Annotated in this window: 18 protein-coding genes; 8 read left to right on the top strand and 10 right to left on the bottom strand. The window is 61.0% G+C overall.

The window, feature by feature from the left end:
- Nucleotides 1-21: 21 nt before the first annotated feature.
- The 4 genes from ACSHXH_RS08640 to xseA form a co-directional block, all read right to left on the bottom strand.
- Entirely contained in the window at nucleotides 22-1,737 is a 1,716-nt protein-coding gene (locus ACSHXH_RS08640) for an SLC13 family permease (RefSeq protein ID WP_435671609.1), read from the bottom strand.
- Nucleotides 1,738-1,822: 85 nt separating this feature from the next.
- The gene (locus ACSHXH_RS08635; RefSeq protein WP_435671384.1) at nucleotides 1,823-2,746 is read right to left on the bottom strand and encodes a DMT family transporter; all 924 of its coding nucleotides are present in this window, start codon (nucleotides 2,744-2,746) and stop codon (nucleotides 1,823-1,825) included.
- Between the two features lies 1 nt (nucleotide 2,747).
- Nucleotides 2,748-3,560, bottom strand: coding sequence for a TIGR00282 family metallophosphoesterase (locus ACSHXH_RS08630; RefSeq protein ID WP_435671383.1), 813 nt, complete (start codon nucleotides 3,558-3,560; stop codon nucleotides 2,748-2,750).
- A gap of 91 nt (nucleotides 3,561-3,651) precedes the next feature.
- Complete coding sequence (gene xseA / locus ACSHXH_RS08625) at nucleotides 3,652-5,202, bottom strand: exodeoxyribonuclease VII large subunit (protein ID WP_435671382.1); 1,551 nt, start codon at nucleotides 5,200-5,202, stop codon at nucleotides 3,652-3,654.
- Nucleotides 5,203-5,308: 106 nt separating this feature from the next.
- Here xseA and purD point away from each other — a divergent pair, with 106 nt between their 5' ends.
- The 7 genes from purD (at nucleotide 5,309) to ACSHXH_RS08590 (ending at nucleotide 12,380) form a co-directional block, all read left to right on the top strand.
- Complete coding sequence (gene purD / locus ACSHXH_RS08620; protein WP_435671381.1) at nucleotides 5,309-6,577, top strand: phosphoribosylamine--glycine ligase; 1,269 nt, start codon at nucleotides 5,309-5,311, stop codon at nucleotides 6,575-6,577.
- The gene (locus ACSHXH_RS08615; protein ID WP_435671380.1) at nucleotides 6,570-7,163 is read left to right on the top strand and encodes a LysE/ArgO family amino acid transporter; all 594 of its coding nucleotides are present in this window, start codon (nucleotides 6,570-6,572) and stop codon (nucleotides 7,161-7,163) included. Before purD ends, ACSHXH_RS08615 begins: the two co-directional genes overlap by 8 nt.
- Before the next feature lie 179 nt (nucleotides 7,164-7,342).
- Nucleotides 7,343-8,260 (top strand): DMT family transporter, encoded by a 918-nt coding sequence (locus ACSHXH_RS08610; protein WP_435671379.1) that lies wholly within the window; start codon nucleotides 7,343-7,345, stop codon nucleotides 8,258-8,260.
- Nucleotides 8,244-8,600, top strand: a complete 357-nt coding sequence (locus tag ACSHXH_RS08605; RefSeq protein ID WP_435671378.1) for a hypothetical protein — start codon at nucleotides 8,244-8,246, stop codon at nucleotides 8,598-8,600. Before ACSHXH_RS08610 ends, ACSHXH_RS08605 begins: the two co-directional genes overlap by 17 nt.
- Nucleotides 8,601-8,681: 81 nt before the next feature.
- The gene (locus ACSHXH_RS08600; protein WP_435671377.1) at nucleotides 8,682-9,134 is read left to right on the top strand and encodes a methyltransferase family protein; all 453 of its coding nucleotides are present in this window, start codon (nucleotides 8,682-8,684) and stop codon (nucleotides 9,132-9,134) included.
- A 135-nt stretch (nucleotides 9,135-9,269) separates the two neighbouring features.
- The gene (locus ACSHXH_RS08595) at nucleotides 9,270-10,847 is read left to right on the top strand and encodes a Re/Si-specific NAD(P)(+) transhydrogenase subunit alpha (protein ID WP_435671376.1); all 1,578 of its coding nucleotides are present in this window, start codon (nucleotides 9,270-9,272) and stop codon (nucleotides 10,845-10,847) included.
- 12 nt (nucleotides 10,848-10,859) lie between these two features.
- The gene (locus tag ACSHXH_RS08590; protein WP_435671375.1) at nucleotides 10,860-12,380 is read left to right on the top strand and encodes an NAD(P)(+) transhydrogenase (Re/Si-specific) subunit beta; all 1,521 of its coding nucleotides are present in this window, start codon (nucleotides 10,860-10,862) and stop codon (nucleotides 12,378-12,380) included.
- A 58-nt stretch (nucleotides 12,381-12,438) separates the two neighbouring features.
- On the opposite strand, the gene ACSHXH_RS08585 is transcribed toward ACSHXH_RS08590, so the two are convergent.
- Nucleotides 12,439-12,975, bottom strand: coding sequence for a flavodoxin domain-containing protein (locus ACSHXH_RS08585; RefSeq protein ID WP_435671374.1), 537 nt, complete (start codon nucleotides 12,973-12,975; stop codon nucleotides 12,439-12,441).
- Between the two features lie 289 nt (nucleotides 12,976-13,264).
- Here ACSHXH_RS08585 and ACSHXH_RS08580 point away from each other — a divergent pair, with 289 nt between their 5' ends.
- Nucleotides 13,265-14,563, top strand: a complete 1,299-nt coding sequence (locus ACSHXH_RS08580) for a DUF3422 family protein (protein WP_435671373.1) — start codon at nucleotides 13,265-13,267, stop codon at nucleotides 14,561-14,563.
- A 53-nt stretch (nucleotides 14,564-14,616) separates the two neighbouring features.
- Here ACSHXH_RS08580 and ACSHXH_RS08575 read toward each other — a convergent pair whose 3' ends face one another.
- The 5 genes from ACSHXH_RS08575 to ACSHXH_RS08555 form a co-directional block, all read right to left on the bottom strand.
- Nucleotides 14,617-16,164, bottom strand: coding sequence for a Ppx/GppA family phosphatase (locus tag ACSHXH_RS08575; protein ID WP_435671372.1), 1,548 nt, complete (start codon nucleotides 16,162-16,164; stop codon nucleotides 14,617-14,619).
- 98 nt (nucleotides 16,165-16,262) lie between these two features.
- On the bottom strand, nucleotides 16,263-18,437 hold the full coding sequence (locus tag ACSHXH_RS08570) for an RNA degradosome polyphosphate kinase (RefSeq protein ID WP_435671371.1): 2,175 nt from the start codon (nucleotides 18,435-18,437) through the stop codon (nucleotides 16,263-16,265).
- A 69-nt stretch (nucleotides 18,438-18,506) separates the two neighbouring features.
- Nucleotides 18,507-19,202 (bottom strand): chromosomal replication initiator DnaA, encoded by a 696-nt coding sequence (locus ACSHXH_RS08565; protein WP_435671370.1) that lies wholly within the window; start codon nucleotides 19,200-19,202, stop codon nucleotides 18,507-18,509.
- On the bottom strand, nucleotides 19,203-20,270 hold the full coding sequence (locus tag ACSHXH_RS08560) for an AI-2E family transporter (protein WP_435671369.1): 1,068 nt from the start codon (nucleotides 20,268-20,270) through the stop codon (nucleotides 19,203-19,205). It abuts the gene before it with no gap.
- A 144-nt stretch (nucleotides 20,271-20,414) separates the two neighbouring features.
- Complete coding sequence (locus ACSHXH_RS08555; protein ID WP_435671368.1) at nucleotides 20,415-21,362, bottom strand: ADP-ribosylglycohydrolase family protein; 948 nt, start codon at nucleotides 21,360-21,362, stop codon at nucleotides 20,415-20,417.
- Nucleotides 21,363-21,474 lie beyond the last annotated feature (112 nt).

Below are 21,474 nucleotides of genomic sequence, written 5' to 3'. Positions count from 1 at the left end.
TCCGTTGACGCGTTAGACGCGCTAGAGCGGCCAGATCAGTGGAATGAGAGCCGAGGCGAGCATTCCCACCGTCAGGTTCAGCGGCACGCCTACTTTGAGGAAATCCGAAAACGAATATCCCCCCGGCCCGTAGACCAGCGTATTGGTCTGGTACCCGATGGGCGTTGCAAAGGCACAGGACGCCGCCACCATCACGGCCACCACCAGTGGGCGCGGATCAAGCCCCATCACTTGCGCGAGGCCGATGGCGATGGGGGTCACAACCACGGCCACCGCGTTGTTGCTGACCAGTTCGGTCAACAGGCTTGTCAGCAGGTAGATCGCCCAGACGATGGCCCAAGGGGGCAAGTTCATGAGGTAGGGGGCCATCCCTTCGACAATCAGGGTCACCGCGCCTGATGCCTCCAACGCGGCGCCGATTGCGAGCATGGCAAAGATCAGCGCCAAAAGCTGGCCTTCGATGAACGAAAACGCTTCGTCGGAATCCACGCATTTGGTCAGCAGCAGCACGGCCACGGCAATGACCGCCAGCGCGAGGATCGGGGCGACTCCAAGGGCTGCGAGGATCACGAGACCCGCCAAGGCCGCAAGCGCGATGGGCGCGTGGCTGCGCCGGTAGGCGCGGGCTGACGGTTTGGCCACATCCACAAGGTTCAGTTCATCTGCCATGCGCTGAATGTCTTCGGGTGCCCCTTCGAGCAAAAGCGTGTCGCCTACGCGCACCACCAGATCGTCAAGCTGTCGCCCGATGTTCTGGTTCCTGCGATGTACCGCGAGCGGATACACACCGTAGCGCCGCCGCAGGCGCATCGCACCCAGACGCCGCCCGACCATCTTGCACACAGGTGTGATCAGCACCTCGACCGTTGTCGTTTCAACCGCCGATACCTGATCGACCCGGCGCAGTTCCTTGTTGCGTTGCAGGCTCAGGAGTTCGGTCATCTGCGTGCGTAGAACAACTCGGTCGCCCACCTGCAAGGTCACTGCTTCCAGATTGCGCCGCAGCGATGCGTCTCCGCGCACGACGTCGATGAGGCGCACGCCATCGCGTTTGAACAGTTGCACGCCCTGAACCTCGCGCCCGATCAGGTTGCTGTCGGGGGGGATCACAGCTTCGGTGAAGAATTTCATCTTGGACCGGTCCGACAACATCGCTGCCATGCTGGTGCGCTCGGGCAGCAGGAACCGGCCAAACACCCAGAGATAGAACATGCCCCATGCGATCAGCACCACGGCCAGTGGCGTGACCTCGAAGATAGAGAACGGCTCAAGCCCTTGTGCGCGGGCCACGCCATCGACCAGCAGGTTGGTCGACGTGCCGATCAACGTCAGTGTGCCACCCAGAATGGCCGCATAGCTGAGCGGAATCAGAAGCTTTGACGGGGCCACGCCCAAGGTTTTGGACAATTGCACGAACAGTGGCAGCATGACCACCACCACCGGCGTGTTGTTCATAAACGCCGAGGCGACGATCACCACGCCGAGAATACCGGCCATGGCAGTTTTGGGACTTTTTTCGACCGCCGATTGCGCCACGGTTGTAAAGGCCGCAAGCGCGCCGGTGCGCACCAAGGCCCCCATGACAAGAAACATCGCGGCGATGGTCCAGGGGGCCGGGTTGGCCAGAACGGCAAGAGCATCATCATAGGGCAAAACCCCGGTCGCCAGCAGGAACCCGACACCGCCAATCGCCACCACTTCGGTCGGGTAGCTTTCGCGTACGAACAGGGCAAACATCACCACAACAGTGCCCAATGCAATCAGCGCCTGTGTGGTTTGATCCAGATCGATCAACGCGGTGAGCACGGTCGCACTCCTTTGGTTACGTGGTCGTTGGGTGGCCAGGTTGGGCCGGGGGAACAAGAATCGCTTTGGGTCGTGGCTGCACCAAGGCCAGCCCCGCCAACATGACCGCGAGCGCGCCCCAGAAATAGGGTGAATAACTTTCGTCGAGGAATACCATCGCCCATGTGACCCCGAACAGCGTCACCAGATAACTGATCTGGACCGCAAACACAGGCCCTGACCGGCCCACCAGCCAGACATAGGCGGTGTAGGCCCCGGCATGCAGCAGCGAGGAGGCGATGATCGCCTGATCTGGTTCGCCCCACGTGGCGCGCGGGTCGATGAACTGTCCGGTCACAAGCGCCAGCGGCAGCGAGATACCAGCCCCAACAAGCGATGCACCGCACAGGACCTGCACAGCGTCGAGCCCGTTGGTGCCCAGCTTGGCCACCACATTGCCCTCGCACGCGTAACACAGCGACGCAATCAGCGCGACGAAGACCCAAAGCGCGCTGATATTCGCGGGCAGGCTGGCGTCGGGCACGATCAACAGGCCAATGCCGCAGAACCCAAGGCTTAACCCTGCCAGTCGTCGCCAGCGAAAGGCTTCGTGACCCATGGCAAGGGCGATTGGAAAGGCCAGCATCGGGATGCTGCTGAGCAAGATCGACAGCACGCCTGAAGGCAGATGCACCGCGGCACTGTAGGACGCGATGCCCGGGATCACCGTGCCGATCAGCGCGATAATGACATAAAGGCGCAGATCCGGTGCGGTAAACCGCAACCGCCTTCCGCGCAGCAGGCAGACCGCGCCCAAGACGGCAGCGCCGATGCTGAGCTGCCAAAAGACGATACCCAACGGGCGGTATCCGCCGCTCACGGCGATTTTCGCCAGCGGTTGCGTCGCGCCCCAGGCTGCTCCGGCACAGATGAGGATCAAAAGCGGAAAGAGGCGGGCCATCCTAGGGCGTACTGGGTTGCAGGCGTCCACCTTCGCGGATCATATGGATGGCGGTGGCCTTGCCGGTGCGATCATCGGTTTCCACCAACACGCCCGACAGCGTGGCCTCGTCCAACGCAGGCTGGAACCGGCCTTTGCTCATGCCGGTCACAAAGCGGCGCATCGGTTCAGTTTTTTCCATCCCGATGACGGAATTGTAGTCTCCGCACATGCCTGCATCGGTAAGGTAGCCTGTGCCCGAGGGCAGGATTTGCGCGTCGCCGGTGGGCACATGGGTGTGGGTGCCGACCACAAGGCTGGCGCGGCCATCGCAGAAATGGCCCATGCCCATTTTCTCGGACGTGGCTTCGCAATGCATGTCCACAAGGATCATCTGTGCCTGACCGCCCAGCGGGTGCGCGCGCAGCACCGCATCCACCGCCGAGAACGGATCGTCAAAGGCGCGCTTCATAAAGACTTGTCCCAGCACCTGAAGCACAAGGATCTTGCGCCCGCGCGCATCCGTGAACAAACGGTGCCCGCGACCCGGCGCGACCTTGGCAAAGTTCAAAGGCCGCAGGATGCGCGGTTCGTTTTCAATATAGGACAGCATGTCCTTTTGATCGAACGCGTGGTCGCCCAGCGTCAGGCAATCAACGCCGGAGTCCAGCAACGTCTTTGCATGCGGGCCGGACAGGCCAACACCGCTCGAGGCGTTTTCGCCATTCACCACGCAGAAATCGACCTTCAGCCGTGCGCGCAGGTCGGGCAAGCGCTCGGTGATCGCGGTGCGGCCCGCGCGGCCCATGATGTCGCCAAGAAAGAGTGTTCTCATGCTCTAGGGCTTAGTTTGCAGGTCTGGGCGGGGCAAGACCCTTCGAAGGGTCTTGCGCGCGATTTCGAAAATGCGGACCAGTGGCGGGGGGTCAAAACAGCGATCCCTGTTCCGGCGGTTTGGCTTTGGCTTTGGTCGCGGGCTTTGCCCCGGCGGGTCCAACGGTCACGCGCCCATCGGCAAACTCGATCTCCAATGCGGTGGCTTTTTCGGCCGCTTTCGATGTCGTTACAACGTCGCCATCGCTGCGCACCACCGCATAGCCCCGTTTCAGCGTTTCCTTGTAGCCCAGCGTTTCGCGCAACCGGTCCAGCGCGTCCAGCTTGGTGCGCCACTCCTTGACCTGCGCCTGTCCGGCCCCCGACAACCGCCGTGTCAGATCGTCCAGCCGTTCACGTTTGGCTGCAAGATCGCGGGTGATCGGTTGCAACGACAGCCTGTCGGCGCGCCGTGCCAGGGCCTCGCGCTTGGTGTCGACCACGCGGCCAAGGCCAGGGGCCAGACGGGCGGCGCTTTGGTCAAAGCGCCTGCGCTGTTCGGCCACCCCACGCGCGAGCAAAGACGGGCGCAAGGACGCAGCCACCTCGATCAGCCGTCCGCGCCGCAGGTCCACCGACCGGATCAGCGCGCGGGGCAGGCGGTCTGCTATCAGGTCCAGCCGCTGCGTCGGGCCGGACAGCAAGCTGTCGGGCCGGGGGAGGGCGCGGGCCAGGTCGCGCAGGCGTTGATCGCGGGTCTGCATCCGCTGCGATACGGCGCGGGTCATGCGCGCCTGTTGGTCCCCGACCCACGCCAGCAGCTCAAGCCGCACCGGCACCGCGATTTCAGCCGCAGCCGTCGGGGTGGGGGCGCGCTGGTCCGACACAAAGTCGATCAGGGTCGTGTCGGTTTCGTGCCCCACAGCCGAGATCAGCGGGATGTCCGACGCCGCCGCTGCGCGTGCCACGATTTCTTCGTTAAAGCCCCAAAGGTCTTCGATGCTGCCACCGCCGCGCGCGACAATCAGAAGGTCCGGCCGGGGCAGCGCGCCGCCCGGTGTCAACGCGTTGAACCCGGCAATCGCGCGGGCCACTTCGGGCGCACAGTTCGCCCCCTGCACTGCCACCGGCCAGACCAGCACTTTGCGCGGAAAGCGGTCGCGCAGGCGGTGCAGGATGTCGCGGATCACAGCGCCCGAGGGCGAGGTGATCACCCCGATGATATCCGGCAGATAGGGCAGTGCCTTCTTGCGCGCCGGATCGAACAAACCTTCGGCAGCGAGCGCTTTCTTACGCTTTTCGAGCATCGCCATCAGCGCGCCTTCGCCCGCAACGGTGACCTCATCAACATTGAGGTTGTACTTGGACTGACCGCCAAAGGCTGTCATCCGCCCGGTGACGATCACCTCAAGCCCTTCTTCGGGAACCACGGCAAGCTGCGACACCTGGCCTTTCCATGTGGTGCAGGCCAGTACGCTTTTGTCGTCTTTGACGTCGTAGTAAAGATGCCCGGACCGCGCCGTAAACACCCGGCCCACTTCGCCGCGCACGCGGATGCGGCCAAATTCGGATTCGAGCGTTTTTTTCACTGCGCCCGACACTTCGGATACGGTGTATTCGGGCATATTCTGCCCCGGTCGGGGATCGTCGATCAGGTCGCTCATCTTTGGTCCTCCGCGCCGGGACTGACAAATATGTCTGACCCATCTTGCTCATAATTCGCGCCAACCCTAGAACGCCCGCAACCGAAGGTGAACCCGGAGCGTGCCGATGAACATCCTGATCCTTGGCTCTGGCGGGCGCGAACATGCGCTGGCTTGGGCGGTGATGCAGAACCCAAAATGCGACAAGCTGATTGTGGCACCGGGCAATGCGGGCATCGCCATGATCGCGGATTGCGCCGCACTGGATATCGAAGACGGTGGCGCGGTGGTCACCTTTGCCGAGGAAAACAGCATCGAATTTGTCATTGTCGGCCCCGAAGCGCCATTGGCGGCGGGCGTGGCGGATCGGTTGCGCGATGCGGGGCTGTTGGTGTTTGGCCCTTCGGCAGATGCTGCCAAGCTGGAGGCATCCAAAGCCTTCACCAAGGAAATCTGCGATGCGGCCAAGGCTCCCACCGCTGCCTATGGCCATTTCACCGATGCCGCCAGCGCAAAGGCCTATGTGCAGGCGCAGGGCGCGCCCATTGTGGTCAAGGCAGATGGGCTTGCCGCCGGGAAGGGCGTGATCATCGCAGAATCGGTGGCCGAGGCCGAGGCCGCCATCGACGATATGTTTGGCGGTGCCTTTGGCGGGGCCGGGGCCGAGGTGGTGATCGAGGAATTCATGCAAGGCGAAGAAGCGTCGTTCTTTGTGCTGTGCGATGGTGTGGATGTGCTGCCCATGGGCACCGCACAGGATCATAAACGCGTGGGCGACGGTGACACCGGCCCGAACACCGGCGGGATGGGGGCCTATTCGCCCGCGCCCGTGCTGACGGATGCGATTGCGCAAATCGCGTTGGACCAGATCATCAAACCAACCATGGCCGAGATGGCCCGTCGCGGCACGCCGTACCAGGGCATCCTCTATGCTGGCCTGATGATCGAGAACGGACATCCCCAGCTGGTGGAATACAACGTGCGCTTCGGTGATCCCGAATGTCAGGCGTTGATGATGCGTCTGGGTGGACAGGCATTTGACCTGATGCATGCCTGCGCCGAAGGGCGTCTGGCCGAGGCCCGCGTCAACTGGGCCGACGATCATGCGATGACCGTGGTACTGGCGGCAAACGGCTATCCGGGCAGCTATGACAAGGGCAGCGTGATTGGGGGACTTGATGGCCTGCCCGAGGACAGTTTTCAGATGATGTTCCATGCGGGAACCACCGAAAAAGAGGGTAAGATCACCGCGACGGGTGGGCGTGTGCTCAACGCGACCGCACGCGGCGCGACCCTGCAAGAGGCTCGTGACCGCGCCTATGCGCTGGTGGACAGTGTCGACTGGCCGCAAGGGTTCTGCCGCCGTGATATCGGATGGCGCGCGCTGAATGACTGAAGCCATAGCGGGTTTTGCGCTTGGGTTTTCGCTGATCCTTGCCGTTGGTGCCCAAAACGCGTTTGTCCTGCGACAAGGGTTGCTCAAGGCGCATGTCTTTGCCGTCTGCCTGGTCTGTTCGGTCTCTGACCTGCTGTTGATCGTGGCAGGGGTGGCGGGCTTTGGGGCGCTGTCGGACGCTGTGCCGGGGCTGGAGCTTGGCATGCGTCTGTTTGGGGCGGCGTTTCTGGCATGGTACGGGCTGTGCACGCTTTGGGCCGCATGGCGCGGCGGGCAAAGCCAGGAGATGGCGCAACCGGCCGGATCGCTGCGGGCGGCGGTTCTGACCTGCCTCGCGCTGACATGGCTCAATCCGCATGTGTATCTGGACACGGTGGTGCTTTTGGGGGCGGTGTCGGCGCAGTATGATAACAAGGTCGCCTTTGGCGGCGGCGCGGCTGCTGCAAGTTTCCTGTATTTCTTTGCGCTGGGCTACGGTGCGCGCCTTCTGGCGCCGCTTTTCGCCAAACCGCGCGCGTGGCAGGTGCTTGATGTGATTGTCGGAGTGACAATGCTCGCGCTGGCGATCAAGCTGTTAATGATGTGATGTGAGACCCGTCACTCACGGGCGCAACCCGAAGGCCTTTGGACCATGCGTTCCTCGGGTCGCGCCCGAGGATGATGGTCCAGAGACTTGCTTGCGTCATGCCCAAGAACGGCGGGGCGAAGCACAGGAAACGGACGGGGCCTCTTGCACTTTCCCGCACCTTTGGGTCCAGTGCGGATATGACCACATCACCCCCGAACACCGCCGCGAACAACCCTGTCAAAGGCATCCTGTGGATGATTGCAACAGGGTTGTGCTTTGTCGCGGTGACAGCCCTTGTCAAGACTTTGGGCGAACGTATCCCAGCGGCGCAATCGGCGTTTCTGCGCTATGTGATCGGATTGGTGTTCCTGATCCCGGTCTGGCGGGAATTGGTGGCGGTGCGCCTCACTGGACGTCAGAAAAAGCTGTTTGCCCTGCGCGGCGTGGTACATTCGCTGGGGGTGATCTTGTGGTTTTACGCCATGACCCGCATTCCCATCGCCGAAGTGACCGCGATGAATTATCTCAACCCGGTCTATGTCACGATTCTTGCGGTGTTTGTGTTGGGCGAAACTCTTGCCCTGCGTCGGGCGCTGGCGGTGGCGGCTGCATTGGTAGGTGCGCTGATCATCCTGCGTCCTGGTTTCCGCGAGCTTGATCCCGGCCATATCGCCATGCTGGGTACGGCGCTGTTCTTTGCGGGCAGCTACCTGATCGCCAAGATTATGTCCGGTGAATTGCGCGCCAGCGTTGTCGTTGCTCTCTTGTCGATCACGGTGACCATCGGATTGGCACCCTTTGCGCTGGCGGTCTGGGTCACACCAAGCTTTGCCGATCTGGTCGTGCTGGCGGCTGTGGCCTGCTTTGCGACGGCTGGGCATTACACCATGACGCTGGCCTTTGCCGCAGCACCTGTGACGGTGACTCAGCCCGTGACGTTCTTGCAACTGATGTGGTCGGTTCTTCTGGGCGTGCTGTTCTTCGCCGAACCCGTCGACCCTTGGGTGATCCTCGGAGGTGTCGTAATCATGGCATCGGTGATTTTCATTACGTGGCGCGAGGCGGTTCTGCGCAAGGTGCACAGAACGCCGACAGTCAATGAAACAAAGGGTTGAGGTGACGTCGCTGTCACTTGTATCGGTTAATTTCTTCCTCCCACCGCCATTGTTTCGGTTTCCGCAAAAAACCGGGATTGGTTCCAAAATTGAACACAATCTGACGCGACAAATAGGGCAGGTAATGTACGAGGAGACACCCATGTTTACTGAAGCTTTTTCTAGCCCCGACCTTGGCGAACTGCGCCATTTTCTTGTATCCGAGCGCCAAAAGGTGCTGTCAGAGGCGGAATGGAAATTCCGCATGCGTGGATACGGATTTCACGTCAAACGCATTGATGGCGGCGTGATGGTTGCGCGCATCCCCAAAAACGAGATCCTGGGCTGCGTCAAGATGTGAGGCTCGGGTCGCCCCGGTGGGCGGCCTTTTGTCCATCTGATCCACCTCGCGCACAGCGCTTGGCTTTGATATGTCCGGCGCATGATGAAATATATCGACATACCGCCAGTCTGGCTTTGTGCAGCGCTTGTTGTTGCGTGGTGGCAAAAGACATCCTTTGATTTCGGCCTCAGCTTTGGCCCGGTCTGGGCTGACCTTTTGGGCGGGTTGCTTGTTGGCGGGGGGCTGGTGCTGATTGCGCTGGCTGTCTATGAAATGCATCGGCATCGCACCACGATCATGCCACACGAGACGCCGGACGCGCTTGTGACCAGCGGCATATTCAAACGGTCACGCAATCCCATCTATTTGGCTGATTCGCTGATCCTGATCGGGATGATCCTCTATTGGGACGCTGTGTTATCGCTCCCATTGATCCCGGTCTTTGTCTGGTGGATCGAAAAACACTTCATTCTGTCGGAAGAAAAACGTCTGCGGCGAAATTTTCGTGCGGATTTTGCACGATACGAGAAACAAACGCGACGTTGGCTCTAGCCGTCCGCAGCCATCTGTTCTAGACGAACGTTTCGCGGTGGAGGAGCATTGTGCGTTTTAGGTCAGCATTGTAGACCCATCGCCGCAAACATGCCGCTACGGCACTTCGGAACGAAGAAAAGGGGGACGGCTCAGGTGAAAATCGGGACGCCAAAGGAAGTGATGAAGGGTGAGGCACGCGTTGCCATGACCCCGGATTCCGCCCGCCAGCTGCAAAAGCTGGGGTATGACTGCATCATCGAAACCGGTGCAGGTGACGCAGCAGGCTACAATGATGCCACGTATAAAGAGGCCGGTGTTGAGGTTGTCAAAACCGCCGCTGCCCTTTGGAAAGCAGCGGATGTGGTGGCCAAAGTGCGCCCACCCACCGATGCCGAGCTGAAAAAGTCGCGCGACGGTCAGCTTTTGATCTCGTTCTTCTATCCGGTCGCAAATGAAAAGCTGATGCAGCAGGCGGCTGATCAGGGCACGTCGGTCATTGCGATGGACATGGTCCCGCGCATTTCCCGCGCCCAGAAGATGGACGCGCTGTCTTCAATGGCCAATATCGCGGGCTACCGTGCTGTCATCGAAGCGGGCAACAACTTTGGCCGCTTTTTCACCGGGCAGATCACCGCTGCGGGCAAGGTGCCCCCGGCCAAGGTTCTGGTCGTTGGTGCCGGTGTGGCGGGTCTTGCTGCTATCGGGACATCAACCTCGCTTGGCGCGATCACCTACGCGTTCGACGTGCGCCCTGAAGTGGCCGAACAGGTTGAATCCATGGGCGCTGAATTTGTCTTCCTCGACTTTGAGGAAGAACAGCAAGACGGTGCGAAGACCGGCGGCTATGCCTCTGTGTCGTCGCCAGAATTCGCCGCAGCGCAATTGGCGAAATTCCGCGAAATCGCCCCCGACATCGATATCGTGATCACCACCGCGCTGATCCCGAACCGCGAAGCGCCCGAGCTTTGGACCGAAGACATGGTCAAGGCGATGAAGCCCGGTTCTGTGATCATCGATCTCGCGGCGGAAAAAGGCGGCAACTGCAAACTGACCGTGATGGACGAAAAGATTGTCACCGAAAACGGTGTCACGATCATCGGCTACACCGACTTCCCATCGCGCATGGCCACACAATCGTCCAACCTGTACGCCACCAACATCCGTCACATGATGACCGATCTCACACCCGAAAAAGACGGGCAGGTCGTGCATAACATGGAAGACGATGTGATCCGTGGTGCCACCATCACGCATGAAAAGGCCGTGACCTTCCCACCGCCGCCGCCAAAGGTGAACGCCATTGCGGCCAAGCCCAAGGAAAAGGTCAAGGAACTCACGCCCGAAGAAAAGCGCGCCAACGAAGTGGCCGCCTTCAAGGCGCAGACCAAGCAGCAGGTCACCCTGCTGGGCGTCGGTGCCGCGCTTATTCTGGGTGTCGGTTTGATCCCTGGCATGCCCGCCAGCTTCATGCAGCACTTCATCGTGTTCGTGCTGTCGGTGTTCATTGGCTTTCAGGTCATCTGGAACGTGGCGCATTCGCTGCACACGCCGCTTATGGCGGTCACCAACGCGATTTCGTCGATCGTCATTCTGGGCGCACTTATCCAGATTGGCTCCAGTTCGATCCTCATCACGCTCCTTGCCGCGCTTGGCATCTTCATGGCCTCCGTCAACATCTTCGGCGGCTTCCTCGTGACACGGCGCATGCTCGCCATGTTCCAGAAATCGTAAGGGGCAGGGGCAATGGAAAACGCATTCACCATCGCGGCCTATGTGGTCGCAGGCATTCTTTTCATTCTGTCGCTGGGTGGCCTGTCGGGTCAGGAAAGCGCGAAACGCGCGGTCTGGTATGGCATTGTGGGCATGGCCGTCGCCGTGATCGCCACGATGTTCGGCCCCGGCTCTGGCTTGTGGCTGGCGTCATTGGTCCTGATCGCGGGCGGTGCAGCCGTCGGTTATCAACTGGCCACCAAGGTCGAGATGACCCAGATGCCCGAACTTGTGGCCATCATGCACTCGCTTGTGGGTCTGGCGGCTGTGTTCGTCGGTTTCAACGCTGACATCATGATCAACTACATCGGCAACATCTACGAGGCACAGGGCCTTGTCATGGGCGCTGTGGGCGATGACGGCATCACTGCTATTGGTCTGCCCAAGGAAACCTATGACAGTCTGTCCGCCTTTGGTCAGCTGATCGCCAAGAAATCCTCGGTCGAAATCGGCATCCTGCGGGTCGAACTGGTGCTGGGCATCTGGATCGGCGCGGTCACCTTTACCGGGTCTGTCATCGCCTATGCCAAGCTGGCGGGCGGATCGAGCCTTCTGCCCTTCAAGGTCGACACTGGGGCCAACCAACTTCCGGGCGGCCACCTGCTCAATGCTGGCGCAGCTGCGGGCTCTGTCTTGCTGCTGGCGATGTATCTGGGCGGTGCGGGCAGCTGGACATTGGTTCTGCTGGCGCTTTTGGCGCTCTTTATCGGCTACCACCTGATCATGGGTATCGGCGGCGCGGACATGCCCGTCGTGGTCTCCATGCTCAACAGCTATTCTGGCTGGGCGGCGGCTGCGATTGGTTTCAGCCTTGGCAATGACCTGTTGATCGTTGTGGGTGCGCTGGTTGGCTCCTCCGGTGCGATTCTGTCCTACATCATGTGTAAGGCGATGAACCGGTCGTTCGTCAGCGTCATCCTTGGCGGCTTTGGCGGGGCAAAAGCGGGTGAACAGATGGCCGTCGAAGGCGAACAGATCGCAATCGACGCAGACGGCGTGGCAGCCGCGCTGGAAGAGGCCGACAGTATCGTCATCATCCCAGGCTACGGAATGGCCGTCGCACAGGCACAGCAATCCGTGTCCGAACTGACCAAGCGCCTGCGCGCCAAGGGCAAGAACGTCCGCTTTGCGATCCACCCGGTTGCGGGCCGTTTGCCGGGCCACATGAACGTGCTTCTTGCCGAAGCCAAGGTGCCTTACGACATCGTGCTTGAGATGGACGAGATCAACGACGACTTCCCCGATACGGATGTCGCCATCGTCATCGGCTCGAACGATATCGTGAACCCCGCAGCACAGGACGACCCCAACAGCCCCATCGCCGGTATGCCGGTTCTGGAATGCTGGAAGGCAAAACAGGTGTTTGTGTCCAAGCGTGGGCAGGGCACCGGCTATTCCGGTATCGAGAACCCGCTGTTCTTCAAGGACAATACGCGGATGTTCTATGGCGATGCAAAAGCCAGCCTCGACTCGCTGTTGGCCAAGATCACCTGATCGGGCGCAACATACGAAACAGAAAAGCCCCGCATGACAACATGCGGGGCTTTTTCATTCAGGCCTTCGGCCCGGCCAGCCACTCCGACAAGGTTGCATCAAGCGCGGGCCAATCGGTGTATTCCTTGTCCCAATCCATATCGGCTGTGGGGTCTTTAATGGTGATGATCCGGCGCATCGCAAAGCGGCGAAAGACGTCATAGCGCGAAGGCGTATAGGCCCCCGCCACCTGCGCCACCTGACCGGGGGTCCAGCCCGTTGCTTCGGTGAAATCCGACAGGATACCCTCAAGGCTGCGCCACTCTTCTGCATCATGCCCAGCCGCTGCAAGCGACACCGAAATCATAAGCGTTGGCATGTCATTGAGCTTGACCGCCTGTTTGTCGGCAAAGTCGGACAGCGCTTTCTGGTAATGTCCAATATGCAGCGACCCGGCCAGAATCGCCCCGTCAAAGCGCGTCAGGTCCAAAGGCCCCAGATCACCCAGCGGGCCAAGCTCGACCGAATGGCCCATGTCAACCAAGCGGTCGGCGACATGGCGCGCGATTTTTCGGGTTTGTCCTTCTGTGGTGGCGTATCCTATAAACAATTTCATGGCCGCTTCTCCTGATTGCGATAGGGTCACATGGATGCTGCCCTCTCAGACCGTCCCAATTTTACGACAGATGGCGTGACAGCGCGTTGACCCACCGCAAAAACCGTTTCAGATCATGCGGCTGTCCGGTTTTATCGACCTGCCCGTTCTGTGGGCGGCGTGCACAGCGCTGCGCCGAAGCCGCAAATGCATACAGTTGGATACCGGTAAAATACTGAAAAGTTTGGTAATTTCCTTTACTTGGTAAAATCACCCGCCTAAGTCTGAGCGAAATTCGAAAGATCGACCCATGGCCCCGATAGAAGACCACCCGCTGCGCTATGCGCTATCCAATGAACTGCATGCGCGGCCCTTTCCGTCGCTCGAAGCGCCGTGTCGCGCGGTTTATCTGGCGTTGAAGAAACCCAGTGCTGCGGCTGCGCGGGACAAGACACACGATCTGGACCACCTCAAGGCGTTGTTGGATCGGTACGGCACAGCGCATCCTCAGCCGGGGGCCACGCATTTCTCCGGTCAGATCGGGCAGCACACGCTGAAATGGGAACAGCACACGGAATTTGTGACATATACCGTGTTCATAAACGGGATGTCTGACCGCCCGTTCGATCCGGCGGATATGGATGTCTTCCCCGAAACTTGGCTTGCCTCCGCCCCCGGCGTGCGCATCACCTCGGCCTTGATCCGCGTCGAAGATCGCCCCGACGAGGCGGCAATCTCGCAGAACTTGTCGGATTGGTTCGTGCCGGAAAGCCTCGCTGTGAGCCGCGTGCTGGACGATGACGCCATCGTGGCGGGCGATTTTCGCATCGATCCGGCGGGCCATCTGCGCTTTGGCTGTTTCGTCAGTCCCGGTATTGGCCGCCGCAGGGTAGGGAGGATCGTGCAACGTTTGTGCGAGATTGAGACCTACAAGACCATGTCCATGCTGGGGTTCACCCGCGTGCGAGAAATGGGTCCGCGCATGGGCGAGATCGACAATGAACTCACGCGTCTGATGGCGGCGATGACCAATGGTGACGGCCAGGAAGAAGACCGGCTCAAGGCGCTTTTGTCGGTGTCGGCAGAGCTTGAATCGCTCTCTGCCCAGACCTCGTTCCGCTTTGGCGCTACCGGCGCCTACGAGGCGATTGTCGAACAGCGTGTGTCGGTGCTGCGTGAAGAACGGTTTGAAGGCCGTCAGACCTTTGCCGAATTCATGACCCGCCGCTACGATCCGGCGATGCGGACGGTGAAATCTGCCGAAAGCCGGTTGTCGGCCATGGCGGCACGGGCGGTGCGCGCGGGCGATCTGTTGCGGACACGGGTCGAAGTGGCGCGATCGGCGCAGAACCAACAGCTCTTGGAAAGCATGAACCAGCGCGCGGATATGCAGTTGCGGCTGCAAAAGACGGTCGAGGGCCTGTCGGTTGTCGCCATCAGCTACTACGCGGTGTCGCTTGCCGGATACTTGCTTTACCCGCTGGCCGAAATGCTTGGGATCAGCAAAGGCGCTGTGACCGCAGCGGCGACAATCCCCGTGGTGCTTTTGGTCTGGCTGGCCATTCGACGGATCCGCCGGGTGGTCGAACAGGGTGGGCCGGAGCTTTGAATTTTACCGATTGGTAAAATTTTCCAAACCATTGCTTGCGTCGCCGCGTCGGATCATCGCCCGATCAGCACTTCGGTTTGGGCCTCTAGCGATGCCGCAAGCGACTGAAACCGCGCTTCGGCCACTTCGCCATAAAGTGGCACCGACGCCCTTGTCAGCTTAAGCCGCAACAGCTTTTTGCGGGGCCGCCATTCAAGCGCGGTTCCATCTGCGCTGGCATCCGACATCCAAAGCATAGAGCCAAAGCGCAGCGCCTTGCCCAGGACCTCTGCGTCCAGAATTTGTTTCTCGGACAGCAGTCCCTCAAGGTCTTCAAAACGCGTGCCTTCGCGCTTGTTCTTGTAGCGGTGCAACAGGGCCAACCCCAAGAACACACGTTCGGAATGTTTGAGCCCGCCCAGATTGGCGCGTGTGGCATTGTCGAAACAGGTCTCGGCGCGGTAATCCGGGTGGGCGCGCCAGCTCACGTCATGCAAGAGGCACGCCGCTTTCACGAGCCGCAATCGTGCGGGATCGGATGCCGAAAACAACGGCAAAACAAAGCGAAACAGCTTCTTGCCAAAGCCGGGCAGGCGGGCATCCTTGGCCTCGGCAAAGCGGCACGCTTCGATCAGCGGATCCCGGTCGCGCAGTTCTTGCGGCATTTGTTCGTAAAGCAGCCCCTCGCGGATACCATAGCTTGAAATGGCGATGTCCTTGGGTTTGAACGTTTGCACCAGCCGTTTGAGAACATCGACAGCGTAGGGCACCAGATCCATCCGCGCGCTGGACACGCCGCAGGCCTGACGCAGCTCTTCGGGGTTACTGGACTTGATGAACTTGGCGGTTTGGGTCACCGCTTTCTTGGTCATCCGGTATTCATGCAGCACGTGCAGCGGATAGCCGCGCCGGTGCATGTCGATCCGGGCAATCGCCCGCCACGACCCACCGACAAGGAACAAGCGGTCGCGCTGTGGCCCCATATGCTCGGCCAGCTTGGCCATCACATCCTTGATATGAGTGTCTCGGCCTTTCTGCCCCCCCGTCAGATCGCGCAGTTTCAGCGGACCAAGGTTCGAGCTGATCCGCCGTCCGACGCGGCCTTCCGAGATTTCGGCAAGCTCCATCGATGACCCGCCAATATCGCAGACCAGACCGTAGCTGCCGGGCCAACCCAGCATGACGCCCTGCGCCGACAGCCGCGCCTCTTCCTCGCCGCCGATCACCCAGATCCGCAGCCCGGTTTCGCGCAGCACGTCTTCACGGAATTCAGACCCGTCTTCGGCCTCACGCACTGCGGCGGTGGCCACAACGCTGAGTGGGGGCAGGTTCATGCCTTCTGCCAGTGCTTGAAACCGCTTGAGCGCTTGCAGCGCGCGGGCCCGCCCTTGCGGGTTGAGCCGCCCGGTTTCCGACATGCCCGCACCCAGCGCACACATCAGTTTTTCGTTGTAAAAATAGGCAGGTGACCGGGCCGCGCCATCGAACACGACCAGACGGACCGAGTTCGATCCAATGTCGATAACCCCGACCCGCGACAGCGCGCGCGCCTTTGGGTCGTTGAACAAAGGACGGCCAAACAGGCCCATCGGGTCGTGGTCGGCGTCAGAAATTCCGTCCATGGGATTCCCCGGTCATGCGTGCGCGCACCGTGTCAAAGCAAGGTGGCAAGGTCAAGAAAACACAAAAGGCGACGGCGCGTCACGCGCGGGTTGCGGCGCTATTCCTCGGTGTGGGTCAGTTTGGGCACGTCCGACGCACCCGCAGATCCGCGCCCTGACAGCGATGGGTTTTCCATGAAAAAACGGTGGCAATTGAACGCAAATTCCCCGTCGTCCCATGTGGTGCGCACGAATGCGCCGTCGGGCTGCATGATCCAGCTTTGCGCCACATCCGCCAAATTCGCTGCCATGATCTGGCTCACGATCTGCGCTTTCACTGTGGGGTTCTCGATCTCGACCAGCGTTTCGACACGGCGCGTCAGGTTGCGGCCCATCCAATCGGCAGAGGACATGAAAACGCGCGATTTCTTGTGTGGAAGCCCGTGCCCGTTGCCGAAACAGATGATGCGCGAATGTTCGAGAAACCGCCCGACGATGGATTTGACGCGGATGTTCTCGCTGAGGCCCTCGACACCGGGGCGCAAGCCGCAAATGCCCCGGATCACGCAGTCGATCTTGACCCCGTCCTGACTGGCCGCATACAGCGCGTCGATCATGTCAGGTTCGATCAGCGAATTCATCTTGAGCCAAATATGTGCCGGTTTGCCTGCACGGGCATGGGCGGCCTCGGCGGCGATCATCTCAAGCATCTTGGGCTTGAGCGAATGTGGCGAAATGCTCAGGTTTTCCAACCCGTCGGGCAGGGCATAGCCGGACAGGTAGTTGAACACCTTTGTGGCGTCGCGGCCCAAGGCAGCATCGCAGGTGAAAAAGCTTAAATCGGTGTAGATGGTCGCTGTGATCGGGTGGTAATTTCCGGTCCCGTAATGGGTATAGGTCACCAGCCGGTCACCTTCGCGGCGCACCACGATCGAGATTTTGGCATGCGTCTTCCAGTCAAGAAAGCCGTAGACCACATGCGCGCCGGACCGTTCCAGCCGCCGGGACTGTCGGATATTGGCGGCCTCGTCGAACCGCGCCTTGAGTTCCACCAAAGCGGTGACTGATTTGCCATCTTCCGCGGCCTCGCACAGGGCAGCGACGATGGGGGATTGGCGCGACGTGCGGTACAGCGTTTGCTTGATCGCCACCACGTCCGGGTCACGCGCGGCCTGCGCCAGAAACCGCACCACCATGTCGAATGTTTCGTAGGGGTGGTGCAGCAGCATGTCTTTTTGTTTGATCGCGGCGAACATATCGCCGTCGAAATCCTGCACCCGTTCGGGCACGCGGGGGGTAAAGCTGGGCCAAAGCAGGTCAGGGCGGCTGTCCAGAACCAGCTCCTTGAGGTCGGCCGCGCCGATCATCCCGGTGAGTTCGATCACGTCATCGTCGCGTACGCGCAATTCGCGCATCACCGTGTCGCGCAGGCCCTTGGACGATCCGGCGGTGATGGTCAGACGCACCACTTCGCCGCGCCGCCGCCGTTTCAGTGCCACCTCGAATTCGCGCACGAGGTCTTCGGCCTCGTCCTCGACCTCAATGTCGCTGTCGCGCAGCACCCGGAACCCGAAATGGTCGCGCAGCTTGTAGCCGGGAAACAGCCGGTCGAAATGCAACAGCAGCAGGTCTTCGAGAAAGACAAACCGATCTGCGCCGTTCTCTGAGGGAAGCGCCACGAACCGCGCCACTTGTGCGGGGATCGGCAACAAGGCCTGCAACCCGGTCCGGTCCTTGCGCCGCTCAAGCTGAAGCGCGAGGCAGTAGCCATTGTTGGCGATGAACGGAAAGGGATGCGCGGGATCAATGGCCAAAGGAGACAGGACCGGGAACACCTGATTGAGGAACTCGCCCTCAAGATGGACAAGGTCAGCGTCGGTCAAGCCATCGCGCGTCAGGATCGAAATACCTTCGGCTTCCATCTGGTGCCGCAGGTTGGCCAGCACACGCTGTTGTGCGGCCATCAGTTTGCGCGCGTCTTCGTTGATCAGCACAAGTTGTTCCGCCGGTGTCAACCCGTCTGCGGCTGGGGTGACATTGCCGGCCTGCGCCAGTTCGCGCAGACCCGCCACGCGCACGGTGTAGAATTCATCCAGGTTGGCCGCCGATATTGACACAAAGCGCAGCCGCTCCAAAAGCGGCACGCGTGGGTTCTCGGCCTCTTCCAGAACACGCCAGTTGAAGCCAAGCCATGACATCTCGCGGTTGAAGAACCGGCCCGGACCCGTGAGGTCCAGATCGGGCAAACCGGTGGGGTCGGGGCGGGGGGCGTTCAGGAAGTCGGCGCTGTTCATGAGGGTCCCTTAAAGATGGCGCGTGACGGTTCTATGACAAACCCGGCCCGAGAAGATCCGGATAAGCCCCTAGTCTGACGCCGTTTCTTCGCGGAATTCAAGATCAGCCAGCGCTGTGCGCGCAAGTGTGCGGGTGACGCCCTTGGGCGTGCCAAGCGCTTCGGTGTCCAAATGGGCCACCACTGCGCCTGCGGCCTCGAAGGATCGCGGCATCCAGCGCACGAGATAGGGGATCACGTCTGCCATCGGCACGATCTGTCGGTCTGCGAACAGCTTGGCCAGAACTGCTGACAGCAGGATGTCATCGGGGGGTGCCATCTTGGCCACCGTGGTGCCCTCCATCCGGCTGGACAGGTCGGGCAGGCGGATGTCCCATGCGGTGGGCGCGCGCGTCGCGGTGAGCAGCATCGAATGGCCATTGGCCAGCACAAGATTGTGCAGATGAAACAGCGCCTGTTCGCCCTCGGGCACCCCGGCAATCTGTTCAACGTCTTCGACACAGACGGGGGTATCCGCCAGCCCCGGCACATCCCTTGCGCCGATATCCAGCGCCGAAACCATCCGTCCGTCGGTGTCTTTGCACCAGACATGGCCCAGATGCGTCTTGCCGGACCCATGCGGCCCCACCAACACCATCTTGCCATTCGGCCAGTTCGGCCAGGTGTCCACAAGGCCAAGCGCCACGGCATTGCTTTGGGTGACATAAAAGTCCCCGCGTCCCAGCGCGGGCCGCGCCGGAATGTCGAATTTCAACTGAAGTGCCATTTATTCGCGGTCCTGATCACTCAATCCGCGATACAGGCGGCTTTGAAGGTATTGCTGTGCGGCAAACCGGGTGATGACGCCGATGGATGCGGCCACCGGCACTGCCACCAACATGCCGACAAAGCCGAACAGCGTGCCGAAGATCGACAGCGCAAGGATAAGCCAGACAGGGTGCAGGCCAACGGACGATCCCACCAGCTTGGGGGTCAGAACGTTGCCTTCGATCACCTGACCCAGCACAAACACACCCGCGACCAAGCCGATGGACACCCAATCGCCCCAGAACTGGAAAAGTGCCAGACCAATGGCCAAGGCCCCCCCGATCAACGCGCCGAGATAGGGGATGAAGGTCACCAGACCGGCAATGAACCCGACGACCAGGCCAAATTGCAAGCCGATCACCATAAGTGCCACGGCATAATAGGTCCCAAGGATGATGCAGACCGTGCCCATGCCGCGAATGAAGCTGGCCAGTGTCTGGTCAATATCAGCGGCCAGTTTGCGAATGATCGGCGCATGATCGCGCGGCAGCAATTCGTCGACACGCGCGACCATGTTGTCCCAGTCCAGCAGCAGATACACCGCCACCACCGGCACGATCACAAACAGCATCACGATGTTGATGATGCCCGCCGCCGAGCTGAGCACGGTGTTCAGCAATTCGCCGCCGCGCGCCTGAATCGTCTCGCCTATCGACACCAGCGATTGCCGCAGCGGGCTTTCGGTGTCCATCAGGTCGGGGAAGCGTTCGATGAGGAAATCGCGCAGATTGGCAAACAGCGTCGGGGCCACGTTGAACAGGTCCAGTGCCTGATTGACCAGCGACGGAATCACCCACAGCAGCAACAGCACAAAGGCCACCAAGCCCACGACTGTGATGATCGCAGTGGCCATCACCCGGCTTGCGCCCATCCGTTCCAGACGGTCGGCCACTGGATCAAGGAAATAGGCAATCGCGCCGCCCAGCACGAAGGGCAAAAGCACATCGCCAAGGAACCACAGCACCACCGAAAAAACGATCGCCGCAAGGCCCCAGTATTTTAATTGATCCCGCGCGGGAAGTGCCATGCGATCTGCCTCAATAACGTTCCCCTTACATCGCCTGTCCGGTGCAGGGTTTCAAGAGGCAGGGCCGCGCCAGATGCGTCACTGCATCGGGGTTTCACGGTGATACAAAACCTGCCGACTGTACCGTATCCCGGAGCGGTACGCTCAGACCGATCCCAGCCTTGCACATCCGTCCCAGATGGCGGCCCCGTTATGCAGCTGTAGTACCCACGAGAGCGGTACGCCTGTTGGCGTCGCAATGCCATGCGCAGCACCCATGACAGCGCCGATCAGGATCGCCCTCCCGGCGCTGTCGCCACCGGCGCGAATGTTGCGCTCGACCGCGTCGGCATAGCTGGTGCTGTGCCGCAGCACATGAACCATGACCGGGCCCGAAGTCGGCAGGTGGCACGCGCGTCCGACCACCCCGGCATAGACCGTGCTGTCGGCCTCCCGCGTCGTGAGCGCGTCCATAAGCGCCGCCTTGACCGCACTGTCCGCGCGCGCGTTGGTAGCCTTTAACGCATCTGCCACGGGCGCGCCGTTCAGAACCCGCACCAGCAGGTCGGTAAACACCGCGCTATAGGCGTCTGCTACCTCGTTGACATTTGTCACCTGCATGGCCGCACGTACTTGGTCTGTGAGCGCGTCCGTGCCGTGATACGCCGCGACAATCGCGGGCAAACGCGCCACTGCCGGGTTCTGGTCGTCGTCGATGCCCGAAGGGGTGACGCCTGCCGCGATATTTTCCAAAGTGCCGCGCGTCGGGCGGTCGATATAGCCGCAAAACCCGCCGCCCGGCCCGAAATGCGCGGCAAAGGCGGCCTGATAGGCGGCAACGTCAAACTCGCCCCCCTGCACGTTCATCGACTGGATCGCCAGCCACAACACCTCGCCATATTGCGTGAACATGCCGGATGCCCGCGCGCCATGAGCAAAGTACCCCTGCACCCCGTCAAAATGCGCGCTATCGACCGGTGTAAAGGCGGCGCTGCCCCGTGTGTCGGCGATCTCGGCGATGCGGTCCGCATCATAGAGCCAATGCAGCCCAAGGCTTGCCGCGTCAGAAACCAGCGCGCCAAGCAGCATCGCGGAAATTGGAGAGTGGGTCATGGGCACAGCCTTTTGCAAACATCTGCACCAGAGTTGCGCCATTTGTGGCAAACAACAACCCGTGGGGTGGGCGATCCCGCGCGGCACACCGCAGCGCTCTCCAAACAGCCCC

It is taken from the genome of Marivita sp. (assembly GCF_051251565.1).
Taxonomy (GTDB): domain Bacteria; phylum Pseudomonadota; class Alphaproteobacteria; order Rhodobacterales; family Rhodobacteraceae; genus Marivita.
Note: the sequence above shows the minus strand (reverse complement) of the source record. Positions and strands in the feature narration are given on the sequence as shown.

What these genes read in the sequence shown, in the direction of transcription:
- xseA (WP_435671382.1), bottom strand. Translation starts at nt 5,202, where the DNA reads ATGAGCGACCTGATCGACGATCCCCGACCGGGGCAGAATATGCCCGAA.
- ACSHXH_RS08555 (WP_435671368.1), bottom strand. Translation starts at nt 21,362, where the DNA reads ATGACCCACTCTCCAATTTCCGCGATGCTGCTTGGCGCGCTGGTTTCT.
- ACSHXH_RS08630 (WP_435671383.1), bottom strand. Translation starts at nt 3,560, where the DNA reads ATGAGAACACTCTTTCTTGGCGACATCATGGGCCGCGCGGGCCGCACC.
- ACSHXH_RS08605 (WP_435671378.1), top strand. Translation starts at nt 8,244, where the DNA reads ATGAAACAAAGGGTTGAGGTGACGTCGCTGTCACTTGTATCGGTTAAT.
- purD (WP_435671381.1), top strand. Translation starts at nt 5,309, where the DNA reads ATGAACATCCTGATCCTTGGCTCTGGCGGGCGCGAACATGCGCTGGCT.
- ACSHXH_RS08615 (WP_435671380.1), top strand. Translation starts at nt 6,570, where the DNA reads ATGACTGAAGCCATAGCGGGTTTTGCGCTTGGGTTTTCGCTGATCCTT.
- ACSHXH_RS08590 (WP_435671375.1), top strand. Translation starts at nt 10,860, where the DNA reads ATGGAAAACGCATTCACCATCGCGGCCTATGTGGTCGCAGGCATTCTT.
- ACSHXH_RS08570 (WP_435671371.1), bottom strand. Translation starts at nt 18,437, where the DNA reads ATGAACAGCGCCGACTTCCTGAACGCCCCCCGCCCCGACCCCACCGGT.
- ACSHXH_RS08635 (WP_435671384.1), bottom strand. Translation starts at nt 2,746, where the DNA reads ATGGCCCGCCTCTTTCCGCTTTTGATCCTCATCTGTGCCGGAGCAGCC.
- ACSHXH_RS08580 (WP_435671373.1), top strand. Translation starts at nt 13,265, where the DNA reads ATGGCCCCGATAGAAGACCACCCGCTGCGCTATGCGCTATCCAATGAA.
- ACSHXH_RS08560 (WP_435671369.1), bottom strand. Translation starts at nt 20,270, where the DNA reads ATGGCACTTCCCGCGCGGGATCAATTAAAATACTGGGGCCTTGCGGCG.
- ACSHXH_RS08600 (WP_435671377.1), top strand. Translation starts at nt 8,682, where the DNA reads ATGATGAAATATATCGACATACCGCCAGTCTGGCTTTGTGCAGCGCTT.
- ACSHXH_RS08565 (WP_435671370.1), bottom strand. Translation starts at nt 19,202, where the DNA reads ATGGCACTTCAGTTGAAATTCGACATTCCGGCGCGGCCCGCGCTGGGA.
- ACSHXH_RS08640 (WP_435671609.1), bottom strand. Translation starts at nt 1,737, where the DNA reads ATGTTTGCCCTGTTCGTACGCGAAAGCTACCCGACCGAAGTGGTGGCG.
- ACSHXH_RS08610 (WP_435671379.1), top strand. Translation starts at nt 7,343, where the DNA reads ATGACCACATCACCCCCGAACACCGCCGCGAACAACCCTGTCAAAGGC.
- ACSHXH_RS08585 (WP_435671374.1), bottom strand. Translation starts at nt 12,975, where the DNA reads ATGAAATTGTTTATAGGATACGCCACCACAGAAGGACAAACCCGAAAA.
- ACSHXH_RS08575 (WP_435671372.1), bottom strand. Translation starts at nt 16,164, where the DNA reads ATGGACGGAATTTCTGACGCCGACCACGACCCGATGGGCCTGTTTGGC.